Genomic DNA, 12119 nt, shown 5'->3' on the forward strand with positions numbered 1-12119 from the left:
TCGCAATGCGCTGAGCCTCGGCTCCAAGGGGGTTCAGACCTCCATGCGCATAGATGATGAGGTGCTCATAGCCGAGATTGTCGTTCGYGTCGGCCTTGGTCAGGCGCGCGACGGTCTCCTGCATCTCGGTGTCTGTCGGCGAACCGTATTTGCCCGACGTGACAAGGAGCCCGTCATCGATGTTAATGAAGTGTCCGATGATGTCGGCTCGTGTCGGCTCGGCGTAGCCGAAGAGACCCGTTGTGCTCGTTGGCGTCGCGCCTGGGGTGGCCCCGAATGCAGACGGTGCGCGGACACCGAGCTGCAGAACCCATGCGTCCATGATCGTGTTCGCCCAGTCCGCATAGGTCCACCTCGCAACACCGTTCACGCCCCAGTCCGCACCCCAGGAATTCAGGATCCAGAAGCCCGTGTCGTCGTATCCCACGATGGCGAAGGCGTGACCTCCAACGGGATCGCCGCCGGGCTCAATGAGATCGTCCTTCGGGGCCTCCCAATGCGAATGGATTTGCGCTGACGCGTAGATCACGCCGATCTCATTGAGTGCGGCGTGATAGTCGCTGATATCTGGCTGGAGCCGGAAATAGGCCCCCAGGCGTGTGTCCCGCGCCTCCTTCGCCATGACATAGGTGAGCGCCCAATCTTTGATCCCAGGTTTGTCTGGCGCAGTGGTATCGGTGCAAACGCCGTTCTGGTAAAAACCTTTGATCGCACCGCGCAGGCTCGATCCTTCATAGGCTGAGCCCTCCCATTCGTCGTTGCGCTTCGCCATCTCATAGAGCATGCGCGAACTCACCGGCTCCGGCCGGTCGGGACCGATTTCCCGGCACTGCAGGAAGTCGATCACATGTGCTAAGGCAAAGCCCGTGCAACTTGAGTCCTTGCCCTGATCCCGGACGGGAAATGCAATCCTCGGGTAGATGCCGGGATGGAGGGATCTCAAGTGAGGGAGATAGATGCGGTCCCGGATGTCGGGCATATCGGGGAGGATGTCGAGCACATGAGGTCCGAGCTTCTTGCTTGCGCCGGCGAACTCACGATTGCCAACCCGAATCCCTGTTGGGATTGGCGTCGTGGACGTTCTTGCATCGCTGGGAACGTTGTCAGATGTAGCCGCAGGCGCCGACCGCGGGGAATTGCGGATGGGGGCTGACGGGGAGGAGGAAACATCGGATCCGCCGATTTTACGCGATCCCTTGCCGGAGTTCGATTGGGCTCTTGCTCGCGCCATCATGACACCGCAGAAGTAGATCGCCCCCGCAATATCATCTCACGCTCAAACGTAGCCGTCGACCCAGGAAACTTGGTTTTCCAGGAGACCGCAAACAACTGTTTACCTGCTGGCTAAATCAGCGCGTAACGCCCCCGCCTTGCGCTCCTCACAGAGCAGACACCGGAGACATTTCTAGCGAATGTCCGGATGGCACTTCTCGGACATACGGCTTTAGTCAGCTTACGCCGCCTGAGCAGACCTTCAGCAAGGGCAGGGGACTCCAGCGGCAGACCCATGAGGCTGGAGAGGAACCGAAATTCGTCAGGCTCCGGCTCACGATGGGCACGACTTGTTGGTCACCGACGTGACAGGATGATCTCGGATGTCTGCTGGATCGGACCACCAGGCGTGAGGTTATCCGCAACCGTAATGCGGAGCATACCCCGGCCGTCGTTCCGGATCACCATCGCGGCTTGCGTGTCGCCGTTGACCGGGCGCGGCCATTCGATCCTGAGGTTCACGGTGTCGCCGTTGCGCGTGCCAGAGAGTTGAGCCGGACCAATCCGGGAGCCGGTGTAGGTGCCACGATAGGTGCCGGAGCGGGGATCGTAGGCCAGATCAACTCCAATTTGACGCGTGAAGACAAGGACGGCGCGGCAATTGCCCTGTGCGCTGATCCGGTTCTCGGCAGGGTTTCCGGTTACCGAGCAGGTCACCTGCCGCGGCTGAGAGTGGCCCTCGCGCTGCACCGTGCCGGAGCCCGACCAGTTGCCGCGGAAGCGCTCGAGAAAGTCGGTCTCGGCCGCCAGTGCGGGACTCCAGGTGAGTGCGGTAACGGCACACGACAGGATAGCGGCTACGCTCAGACGGTGGGCGGCGGTGCTCATGCGGGCGTCTCCTGTGCCCTCGCGTCAACGTCAGCTCTCTGCCTACGTTCCCGGACCGCCGTGGCAAGCCGCTGACCCTACTGGCAGATGCGATAGCGGTCGCTCGATCCATGCTGCTGAATGTCGACATGGAGATGGTCATGATGGGCCTCATCCGAGCCGGGTCCCAGGATCGTGGTGAACCAGCCACACCCTGCGGTTCTAAGCGCTGCGAGCGCCGGGTCGGGCGCTGCTCCGGCCTCCGGCTTGATCCGCAGCGTGGAGCCGTTCACAAGCTCAAAACCGGCAATGTCGATCGCAAGACCCTGCGCGTGGGCTGACAGCTTGCCCACCGCCGCCCCGTTCCGGTTACGGCATTCGAAGCCTGGCCCGGTGCGAACGGCCTTCAGCTCGGCTCCCTTGATGCCCGCCACGAGGGGAGCTACCAAGTCCCCGATCCAGCGTCCCAGAGGGCCTGCGAACCGGCAAGCCAGAATGGGCTGGTCGGTGAGCCGGACAGCCGCCTCTGTCCGTGCCGGAACCGGAACAGCCTTGAGCCGAACTGGGGTCTCGATCCGGCAGAGTTCGTTCGAAACTTGGGGTGGCTCCGCGAGTTCGACCTCAAAGCCGGCAGCCTTCAGCCCGGCCAGACAGGTGTCGGCCTCCGAGGTGGTTGAGGGTGCATCCGTCACCGGGATGGCTGGAGGCTGGGGCTGCGGGGCAGGCGGCGTGATAGGCAATGGCGCCTCCGCCGGCCGCGGTGGCGGGAGGGGCGGCATGGCCTGCGCGAGAGCGGCCTGCGCGATCATAACGGGAATGACGCTCGCAACGGCTTTGCCCAGCATGGACTCCTCCGGCCCCCGCGATTCAACTCGAAGCCGAGCTGAAGGGTTGCAAGTGTCCAAAACGGTTCAGGAGGCCCAGACAGACAGCATGAGCTAGAAACTGCACCAGCAGGAGCCGCATTTGATAGGCCGGATCGCGTCTAGAGGCGCTTGTGGTGCTATACCATGCGATACCTCTTGTGAGAGGTAGCTTCGAAGGAAGTGTCAAAGTGGAGGGAACCATGTCGAGATCACCAAGCGGACGCCGGCCGGCTGATCCCTTGAAGGCTGCTGAGGCAGCCTTCAAAAAGGCGACAGCCCAGCCGATTGAGGGCCCGCCCAAGGCTCCATCCATCCCGGGTGTGAAGGAGACTGTCACCCTGCGGCTTGATCAGGATGTGCTTGAGCACTTTCAGCAGGACGGCCCGGGATGGCAGGAGCGCATCAATGCGGCTTTGCGCAAGGTGGCGGGCAAGTAAGGACCTATCTCGTGCAACACGCAATTCCTGTTCCGGGCAAAGCGATCTGGATCGCCCTGTTCCTGTTAGGCGTCACCGGAGCGGCCGCCCAAGATCCTCGGGCGGTTCACTACACCTGCGAGGATGGGACAAAGCTTCAGGCCACGTTCTCTCCCCCGAGCACCGCCATGGGATCAGTCAAGCTGGTCTATGCCGGATCCTCGACCGAGACGATGCTCCCGCAGGCCGTCTCTGCAGACGGAGGCCGCTATACGCAGGGCGACGTAGAGTTCTGGGTCAAAGGGAAGGGGGCAACCCTGACCCGAGCGGGACAATCAACAAGCTGTCGCATTAGCAGCTAGGCTCACCTTCCGGCTCGCTGGTCGAATGTCTCCGAGTGAAAGGTGAGCGGACCTTCGCGACCCCACGCTTAAAGGCTATCTTTGACCCGAAGCCGACTCTTTGAGCCCACGAACCTTATCGGCGGAAATAAGGTTATTCCAGGTGTGTAGCAAACCGCTTCGTGCAGATCTGGAACCGAGCGAGACGGAAGATGACAAGTATTCGCGAGGCACTGATGAATAAGATATGGCGTGGTCATGATCCCTTCCTGAACTTTCCGGACCGGTTGTATCGGCAGGATCATCAGGGCTGGGGTTCACGCCATCCATATCTCACCGATGCTATTGAGGCGCACAGCCCGTCGATCGTCGTCGAAGTCGGCGTGTGGAAGGGAGGTTCCGTCATCTCTCTCGCTTCCAAGATGAAGGCAATGAATATCGATGGGGTTGTGATAGCGGTCGATACCTGGCTCGGAGCATGGGACCACTGGACCAATGATGAGTGGTTCGCCCATCTGAATTTCAGCAACGGCTTTCCCTCCATCTACCATACATTCGTTGCAAATATCATTGGGGAAGGGCTGCAAGACTATGTCCTGCCTCTGCCGCTCGACTCCGTGAATGCTGCAAACGTCATGCGATATCACGGGGTTCAGGTTGACGTTGTCCACATAGATGGGGGCCATGACTACCATGCCGTCACGTCGGATCTTCGCGAATGGTGGCCTATGATCCGACATGAAGGCGTGCTTATCGGAGACGATTACCCTCACTGGCCCGAGGTGAAGAAAGCCTTCGACGATTTCTTCACCGCGCAGGGCAAGTTCCCTTTTGACGTCGATCCTCCAAAGTGCCGGATCATCAAATAAATCTTTCCTCCGACAGCGAGTAGCAGGCATCGGTTACCATTCCGATGCCCTGCCAAGTATTGACTTCACCCGGCAATAGTCCTCCAACTCACCGGTTGGTCAGCGACATGGCCGCATCACCATAGCGCTTGCCGGCGAATTTTTCCGGCGCCAGCATGTCGCCGAGTGCCTTCAACTCCTCCGGTGAAAGCACAATATCCGCGGCGGCGACGTTCTGCTCCAGATGCGGGATTTTCCGTGCGCCAGGAATGGGGACGATGAAATCTCCCTGGTTGATCACCCAGGCAAGCGCGAGCTGCGCGGCCGTCACGCCTTTCGTCACCGCCATCTCGTTCAGCATGTTCACGAGCGTGGCATTGGCGGCCATGTTCTCGGGGCTGAAGCGCGGAAGCGTCCGCCGGAAATCGTCGGTGCCGAAATCCTCCGGCTTCTGAATCTTGCCCGTCAGGAAGCCGCGGCCGAGAGGGCTGAATGGCACGAAGCCGATACCAAGCTCACGGCACGTGTCGAGGACTTCGCCTTCCGGATCGCGGGTCCAGAGTGAATATTCGCTTTGAAGAGCGGAAATCGGATGGACGGCATGGGCGCGGCGGATTTGGGCGGCTCCTGCTTCTGAGAGGCCCAGTGCGCGCACTTTGCCCTCCCGCACGAGTTCCGCCATGGCGCCGATGGTTTCCTCGATCGGCACCTGGGGATCGACGCGGTGCTGGTAGAACAGGTCGATCACATCGACCCCGAGCCGCTTCAACGATGCCTCGGCCACTTCGCGAACATGCTCCGGACGACTGTCGAGGCCAGCCATGGCACCGGCGTCCTTCTTGCTTGTGTCGATCCGGAAGCCGAACTTGGTGGYGATCACTACCTTGTCGCGGTAGGGCTTCAATGCCTTGCCGACCAGTATTTCGTTTGCGAACGGGCCATAGACCTCGGCAGTATCGAAGAAGGTGACGCCGAGCTCGACGGCCCGATGGAGCGTGCGGATGGACTCCTGCTCATCCTGACCACCATAGGCGTGGCTCATGCCCATGCAGCCGAGTCCGATTGTCGAAACGGTAAGGTGATGGCCGAGCTTCCGTGTCTTCATGAGTTAGTTCCTCCTGTTTCGCTTCGTACATCCACGGGCAAGCGTGGCACGCCCGGGCTTATCTGGTCTTCCTTCTTGGCACTCCGTCGGCTGTGCCAACCTCGCCCAGACGCATCTCTATCCAGGCCGCTTCCTTCTTCAAGAGCGACGCGATCTCCCGTTGCCGCGTCTCGCTCAATCGGCTTTCGATGGCGGCAATGGAGAGCGCACCGGCCGGTCGGCCATCCGCCCCGCGAATGGAAACCCCGACACCCCATGAACCGGAGAGAATCAGGCCTGGGTTGAGCGCATAACCCTTCGTCCGGGCTTCCTGAACGAGCATGCGCAGTGCTGATGGCGCATGGCGGGGATATTTCTCGGCTAAGACCTCGGCGTTTGCGGCCAGGACCTCCTCCACTTCGTGATCCGGCAAGGCAGACAGCAAAGCAAGACTTCCGGCCCCAACCCCCAATGGGTGTCGGTCTCCGGCGTGAAGCGCATGGATTCGGATCGGGTAGGGGCCTTCCTCGCGATGGACGCAGATGGAATACACGCCCCTTGGGACCGAAAGGAAAGCCGTGTCGCCCGTCTCCTGGCTCAGCCGTACGAGAGAGCGGAGAGAGATTGGATGGATGCCGAAGCGAGTGCTTGCGATGTTGCCCAGAACATAAATCTCGGGTCCGATATAGTAGCGCCGTGTTTCCGGATCCTGGTCGAGAAGGCCTGCTCTTACGAGGGCTAGAAGCATTCTCCGGACGGTCGGTTTGGAAAGATCGCACTGTTCGACAAGCTCCGAGAGGCGGGCACCATGCGGCCCCGCCCGGCCAACGAGGAGAAGCAGGGTGGCGGCACGGTCGATGCTTTGAGCGCCGCCGGCAGCAGCGTCGCCGATCACCTGCACAGCTTTCCTGGCTGACGTGCTCTTGAGATATTCCATAATATGGACCTCTCGGACTTGGCCGGCTTGTTATCCCGAGCGGAAACAATAAGCGTTTGACAAATCGAAATCCAGACGTCTTCCTAACGTCAAGAAATAAGAAGGTCCATGAGATGGACCCAAAAAATCCAAGGAAACGCAAAGGTCCTGTTGGGGCCTGACCAGGAGGTATATATGATCATCTCTCGTCGCCGTCTGCTCATCGCCGGCTCAACCGCATTTGCAGGCGGTGTTGTGGGAGCGCCGTTCGTCGCACGCGCCCAGCAGGCCGAGTTCACCTACAAATACGCGAACAACCTGCCGACTGCGCATCCCATGAACGTGCGGGCTCAAGAGATGGCTGCGGCCATCAAGGCCGAGACCAATGGTCGCTTTGAACTTCAGATCTTTCCCAGCAGTCAGCTCGGGTCCGATACCGACACGCTCAGCCAAGTGCGCTCAGGCGGCGTCGAGTTCTTCACACTCTCGGGCCTGATCCTGTCGACGCTCGTGCCGGCCGCCTCCATCAACGGTGTGGGCTTTGCCTTCCCGGATTACGCTTCGGTCTGGAAAGCCATGGACGGAGACTTAGGCGCGTATGTCCGCCAGCAGATCGCAAAGGCGAACCTCGTTGTCATGGACAAGATCTGGGATAACGGCTTCCGCCAGACCACGTCCTCGGCCAAGCCGATCAACACGCCCGACGATCTGAAGGGCTTCAAGATTCGAGTGCCGGTCTCGCCGCTCTGGACATCGATGTACAAGGCGTTCGAATCCGCGCCCACGTCGATCAACTTCAACGAGACTTACACGGCTCTTCAGACCAAGGTCGTCGATGGTCAGGAAAATCCGCTGGCAATCATCTCGACCGCCAAGCTGTATGAGGTGCAAAAGTACCTCTCGATGACCAATCATATGTGGGACGGCTTCTGGTTCCTGGGCAACCGACGCGCCTGGGAGCGACTGCCGCAGGATGTTCGCACCATCGTCGCCAAGCATATCAATGCTGCGGCGGAGAAAGAGCGCGAGGACGTCGCCAAGCTCAATACCGGCCTCCAGCAGGAACTCGCCACGAAGGGCATGACCGTCAACCAGCCCGATCCGGGGCCGTTCCGCGACAAGCTGCGCAAGGCGGGCTTCTATGCCGAATGGAAGGGCAAGTACGGCGACGAGGCTTGGGCGATCCTTGAGAAGTCGGTCGGCTCCCTGGCTTAAGGCATCGGTGTCGATAAGCGCGCCTCTGCTGCCGAGATTGCGGGATCATCCGATCCTTGGATGATCCCCGCAATTCCATAAGGAACGTGGATATGACATCCTCTGCACACGTATTATCCGCTCCGGAGTCGGTACCTGTCGTCGAGGGCGACATCCGGCCGGGCTCTCGCCTTCTCAGGCCTTTCGAGATTGTTGCGTCCGCCCTGCTGGTCACCATCGTTGTGCTGCTGCTGGCAGGCGTGATCTCCCGCTACGTGTTCTCGCTCCCAGTGGTGTGGATCGATGAGGTTGCATCGCTGTGCTTCCTGTGGCTCGCGATGCTCGGGTCCGCGATCGCGTTAGACCGAAACGAACATCTCAGGCTGACGCTGTTCCTGAATATGATGCCGGAGCGGGTACAGCGGTTCGTAGAGACCTTCGGGCTTCTGGTGATCGCCACCTTCCTCGTGGCGCTGGTCGCCCCGGCCTTCGACTATGCGATGGAGGAGTGGTACATCTCCACCGCCGCACTGGAGATTCCCAACACCTTCCGCGCGGCCGCCATTCCCTTCGGCATGGTTGCCATGCTGGGCATCGTGCTCGCATATGCCCTCCGAACTTCGACATGGCGCAACCTGATCGTCTCGGCCCTCGTCATCGCCTTGATCGCCGGCCTGCTGTGGTTTTTCTCGCCTTCTCTCTTGAGGCTCGGCAACAGCAAGATCATTCTCTTCCTCGTTGTATTCGTCGCAGCGTGCTTGGTCGCCGGCGTTCCCATCGCATTCTGCTTCGGCATCGGTACGCTGAGTTATCTCGCCTTCGCGACGCCGGTCCCGATCTTCGTCATGATCGGGCGCATGGACGAGGGAATGTCCGGCCTTATCCTGCTGTCGGTCCCGATCTTCGTCCTTCTGGGCTGCATCCTTGATGCTACCGGCATGGGCAAGGCCATCATCGACTTCCTGGCCTCGCTGCTCGGGCATGTGAAGGCGGGCATGTCCTACGTGCTGCTCGGCTCGCTCTTCGTGGTCTCCGGTATTTCCGGATCCAAGGTCTCCGACATGGCAACCGTCGCTCCGGCGCTGTTTCCGGAGATGAAGCGGCGCGGCCACAGCCCGCGGGAGATGATTGCTCTCCTCGCGACGGGCGCTGCCATGGCGGACACGGTTCCGCCCAGCATCGTCCTGATCGTGCTGGGATCGGTTGCGGGCGTGTCCATTGCCGGCCTGTTCACCAGTGGCATCGTAGTCGCCATGGTTCTGCTCGCGGTTCTTGCGATCCTGGCTCGCTGGAAGAGCCGGCACGAGAGCATGGTGAACGTCCGGCGGGCACCGGTCTCGCTGATCGGTCGCACGCTTCTCGTCGCGGCGCCTGCCCTTGTCCTGCCGTTCCTGATCCGCAGCACGGTGGCCGGCGGTGTAGCAACGGCGACCGAGGTATCGACCATCGCGGTGATCTATGCCCTCTTCGTCGGCATCGTCCTCTACGGCGGCATCGGCTGGCGTACGTTCTACGGCATGCTCGTCGAGACGGCCGCTCTCACCGGATCGATCCTGCTGATCCTCGGTACCGCGCTTGCGATGGCGTGGGCGATCACACAGGCCGGCGTCGCTCAGAGTCTCGCGACGTTGATGACGGGACTGCCCGGCGGCTGGCTCTCGTTCATGGCTGTGACCATCGTGGTCTTCCTCATTCTGGGAAGCGTGCTCGAGGGCCTTCCCGCCATCGTGCTCATGGCTCCGCTCATGTTCCCGATCGCGAAGAGCCTTGGGATCAACGACATCCACTACGCGATGGTCATGGTCACGGCGATGAATATCGGCCTCATGGCGCCGCCGATCGGCGTGGGCTTCTATCTTGCCTGCAAGATCGGAAACGTTCCGCCCGACGAAGCCATTGGCGCGATCTGGCCTTACCTCGTGGCGTTGCTCATCGGCCTGGTCATCATCGCCACGGTGCCCTGGATTTCCATCGGGCTTCTGTAACGACCTTCGCCTGCAACCCTTGAGGGGCAGGCGACCAGTAAGCGTACGACGACACCACTTCGAAATATTATTGAAGGAATTGCGACATGGCACGTGCTTGTATCGTTGGCTGGGCTCACACACCTTTCGGCAAGTTGGAAGATCCCGATGTCGAGAGCCTGATGGCGCGCGTCTCGGGTGAGGCCCTCGCTCATGCGGGTGTCGGACCGGGAGACGTCGACGGGATTTATGTCGGCGTGATGAACAACGGCTTCTCGAAGCAGGGCTTCGAGGCCGCTCAGGTTGCGCTCAGCCAGCCTGATCTTGCCTATGTTCCCGCGACACGCTTGGAAAATGCGTGCGCGACCGGGTCTGCCGCGATCTACTCGGCCCTCGACTTCGTCGAGAGCGGACGCGGGCGCATCGCCCTGGTCGTCGGAGCCGAGAAGATGACCGCGAAGCCCGTGGTCGAAACGAGCGATATTCTGCTGAGCGCGTCGTATCGCAAGGAAGAGGCCGACATCGATGGCGGCTTCGCCGGGGTGTTTGGCCGGATCGCTCAGAACTACTTCCAGCGCTATGGCGACCGCAGCGAGGAACTCGCCCGCATCTCCGCGAAGAACCACAGGAACGGCGTCGCAAATCCCTATGCACAGATGCGGCGCGATTTCGGCTTCGAGTTCTGCAACGTCGTCTCCGACAAAAATCCTTACGTGGCGGCGCCTCTGCGGCGGACCGACTGCTCGCTGATCTCCGATGGGGCGGCGGCGCTCGTCGTGGCTGACGAGGAGACGGCTGAGCGCCTCCAGCAGGCAATCGCCTTCCGCACCCGCCAGCACGTCAATGACATCCTTCCGCTCTCACGGCGTGATCCGACGGCTTTCGCCGGGGCGCGGATGGCTTGGGATAAGGCGCGAGCAGGCGCCGGCATCACCCTGGACGATCTCGATTTCGTCGAGACCCATGACTGCTTCACCATCGCCGAACTCATCGAATACGAGGCGATGGGACTGGCGGCTCCCGGTGAGGGATACCGCGTTGTTCAGGAAGGGATCGCCGAGAAGGGCGGCCGCCTGCCGATCAACCCTTCCGGTGGTCTCAAATCGAAGGGACACCCGATTGGTGCGACAGGCGTGTCGATGCACGTCATGGCTTGCCTTCAGCTCATGAACGAGGCCGGCGATATGCAGATTCCGGATGCGAAGCTCGCGGGCGTCTTCAACATGGGCGGCGCTGCCGTCACCAACTACGTATCCATCCTGGAGCGGCGGAAATGAGGAGCTCTGATCAAGCTCCCACAGGCGGCGTTGCGCCCGTTTCCAAGCGGGTCATGAACCTCTCCCATTTCCTGCGTCAAACGGCGCGGCGATATGGGACCGAGATCGGTTTCGTCCGGGGAGATGAAACCTGGACTTGGGCCGAACTCGACCGGCGGGTAGACGCCATGGCGGCAGCGCTCGCCGCACGGGGCGTGAAGAAAGGTGATCGCATTCTGGTGCAGTCCAAGAACTGCCATCAGATGTTTGAATCGATGTTCGCCAGCTTCCGGCTTGGTGCTGTCTGGGTGCCGACGAATTACCGTCAGACACCGGGTGAGGTGGCCTATCTCGCCCAGTCGAGCGGCGCGTCCGCGATGATCTCCCATTGCGAATTTCCGGAACACGTCACGGCAGCGCGAGAGGCCGCTCCTGGTATCCGCTTCGTGATCTCCATCGGAGCATCGAAGTTCGGCGAGGAATACGACGCGCTCGTCGCGCAGTATTCCGGACAGAGTGCCCCGATGGCGGCTGTCGAGCATGACGATCCGTGCTGGTTCTTCTTCACGTCGGGCACGACGGGGCGTCCCAAGGCGGCGGTTCTCACCCATGGCCAGATGGCGTTCGTGATCACGAACCACCTCTGCGACCTGATGCCGGGCACCACGCATGAGGATTCATCTCTGGTGCTGGCCCCGCTCTCGCACGGAGCCGGCATTCATCAGCTCGTGCAGGTGGCGCGCGGGGTCAAGACTGTCCTCCTCAAGAGTGATCGCTTCGATGCCGACGAGGCCTGGGGGCTTGTCGCGCAGTGGCGGATCACCAACATGTTCACGGTTCCGACGATCGTGAAGATGCTGACCGAGCACCCTTCGGTCGACGCGCATGATCACTCGTCCCTGCGCTACGTGATCTACGCAGGCGCGCCCATGTACCGGGAGGACCAGAAGCACGCGCTCAGGAAGCTCGGGAAGGTTCTGGTCCAGTATTTTGGGCTCGGCGAGGTCACAGGCAACATCACCGTGCTTCCGCCCGCGCTCCACGAGGCCGAGGATGCCGCCGGCGTGAAGGTGGGCACCTGTGGCTACGAGCGCACCGGGATGCAGGTTTCGATTCAGGACCTGTCTAGTATACACATCTCCGAGCCCACGAGAC

At 61.2% G+C, this 12119-nt stretch carries 13 protein-coding genes; 8 read left to right on the forward strand and 5 right to left on the reverse strand.

Annotated elements, in window-relative coordinates:
- Positions 1–1000 (reverse strand): C1 family peptidase (locus ACXJKO_RS25465; protein WP_457093861.1); only part of this gene is annotated, 1000 nt, incomplete at its 3' end.
- A 73-nt stretch (positions 1001–1073) separates the two neighbouring features.
- Here ACXJKO_RS25465 and ACXJKO_RS25470 point away from each other — a divergent pair.
- On the forward strand, positions 1074–1250 hold the full coding sequence (locus ACXJKO_RS25470) for a hypothetical protein (RefSeq protein ID WP_457093862.1): 177 nt from the start codon (positions 1074–1076) through the stop codon (positions 1248–1250).
- Positions 1251–1569: 319 nt separating this feature from the next.
- On the opposite strand, the gene ACXJKO_RS25475 is transcribed toward ACXJKO_RS25470, so the two are convergent.
- Both ACXJKO_RS25475 and ACXJKO_RS25480 read right to left on the reverse strand, forming a co-directional pair.
- Positions 1570–2100, reverse strand: coding sequence for a hypothetical protein (locus ACXJKO_RS25475; protein WP_457093863.1), 531 nt, complete (start codon positions 2098–2100; stop codon positions 1570–1572).
- A gap of 77 nt (positions 2101–2177) precedes the next feature.
- Positions 2178–2924, reverse strand: a complete 747-nt coding sequence (locus tag ACXJKO_RS25480; RefSeq protein ID WP_457093864.1) for an extensin-like domain-containing protein — start codon at positions 2922–2924, stop codon at positions 2178–2180.
- Between the two features lie 221 nt (positions 2925–3145).
- Between ACXJKO_RS25480 and ACXJKO_RS25485 the strand changes: the two genes are divergently transcribed.
- The 3 genes from ACXJKO_RS25485 (at position 3146) to ACXJKO_RS25495 (ending at position 4571) form a co-directional block, all read left to right on the forward strand.
- Positions 3146–3382: a BrnA antitoxin family protein gene (locus tag ACXJKO_RS25485; protein ID WP_457093865.1), complete on the forward strand. Its 237-nt coding sequence runs from the start codon at positions 3146–3148 to the stop codon at positions 3380–3382.
- An 11-nt stretch (positions 3383–3393) separates the two neighbouring features.
- Positions 3394–3723, forward strand: coding sequence for an MliC family protein (locus ACXJKO_RS25490; protein ID WP_457093866.1), 330 nt, complete (start codon positions 3394–3396; stop codon positions 3721–3723).
- Between the two features lie 191 nt (positions 3724–3914).
- The gene (locus tag ACXJKO_RS25495) at positions 3915–4571 is read left to right on the forward strand and encodes a class I SAM-dependent methyltransferase (RefSeq protein WP_457093867.1); all 657 of its coding nucleotides are present in this window, start codon (positions 3915–3917) and stop codon (positions 4569–4571) included.
- Positions 4572–4659: 88 nt separating this feature from the next.
- On the opposite strand, the gene ACXJKO_RS25500 is transcribed toward ACXJKO_RS25495, so the two are convergent.
- The gene (locus ACXJKO_RS25500) at positions 4660–5655 is read right to left on the reverse strand and encodes an aldo/keto reductase (RefSeq protein WP_457093868.1); all 996 of its coding nucleotides are present in this window, start codon (positions 5653–5655) and stop codon (positions 4660–4662) included.
- Between the two features lie 58 nt (positions 5656–5713).
- Positions 5714–6526, reverse strand: coding sequence for an IclR family transcriptional regulator (locus ACXJKO_RS25505; RefSeq protein WP_457093873.1), 813 nt, complete (start codon positions 6524–6526; stop codon positions 5714–5716).
- A 219-nt stretch (positions 6527–6745) separates the two neighbouring features.
- Here ACXJKO_RS25505 and ACXJKO_RS25510 point away from each other — a divergent pair, with 219 nt between their 5' ends.
- The 4 genes from ACXJKO_RS25510 to ACXJKO_RS25525 form a co-directional block, all read left to right on the forward strand.
- A complete protein-coding gene (locus tag ACXJKO_RS25510; protein ID WP_457093869.1) occupies positions 6746–7765 on the forward strand; it encodes a TRAP transporter substrate-binding protein in 1020 nt (339 codons plus the stop codon).
- A 92-nt stretch (positions 7766–7857) separates the two neighbouring features.
- A complete protein-coding gene (locus ACXJKO_RS25515) occupies positions 7858–9729 on the forward strand; it encodes a TRAP transporter large permease (RefSeq protein WP_457093870.1) in 1872 nt (623 codons plus the stop codon).
- A gap of 86 nt (positions 9730–9815) precedes the next feature.
- Entirely contained in the window at positions 9816–10985 is a 1170-nt protein-coding gene (locus tag ACXJKO_RS25520; protein ID WP_457093871.1) for an acetyl-CoA acetyltransferase, read from the forward strand.
- A partial coding sequence (locus ACXJKO_RS25525; protein WP_457093872.1) for an AMP-binding protein occupies positions 10982–12119 on the forward strand: 1138 nt, incomplete at its 3' end. The genes ACXJKO_RS25520 and ACXJKO_RS25525, both read left to right, overlap by 4 nt.

The sequence above is a fragment of the Microvirga sp. P5_D2 genome (genome assembly GCF_054049475.1).

What these genes read in the sequence shown, in the direction of transcription:
- ACXJKO_RS25475 (WP_457093863.1), bottom strand. Translation starts at nt 2,100, where the DNA reads ATGAGCACCGCCGCCCACCGTCTGAGCGTAGCCGCTATCCTGTCGTGT.
- ACXJKO_RS25480 (WP_457093864.1), bottom strand. Translation starts at nt 2,924, where the DNA reads ATGCTGGGCAAAGCCGTTGCGAGCGTCATTCCCGTTATGATCGCGCAG.
- ACXJKO_RS25485 (WP_457093865.1), top strand. Translation starts at nt 3,146, where the DNA reads ATGTCGAGATCACCAAGCGGACGCCGGCCGGCTGATCCCTTGAAGGCT.
- ACXJKO_RS25495 (WP_457093867.1), top strand. Translation starts at nt 3,915, where the DNA reads ATGACAAGTATTCGCGAGGCACTGATGAATAAGATATGGCGTGGTCAT.
- ACXJKO_RS25510 (WP_457093869.1), top strand. Translation starts at nt 6,746, where the DNA reads ATGATCATCTCTCGTCGCCGTCTGCTCATCGCCGGCTCAACCGCATTT.
- ACXJKO_RS25515 (WP_457093870.1), top strand. Translation starts at nt 7,858, where the DNA reads ATGACATCCTCTGCACACGTATTATCCGCTCCGGAGTCGGTACCTGTC.
- ACXJKO_RS25520 (WP_457093871.1), top strand. Translation starts at nt 9,816, where the DNA reads ATGGCACGTGCTTGTATCGTTGGCTGGGCTCACACACCTTTCGGCAAG.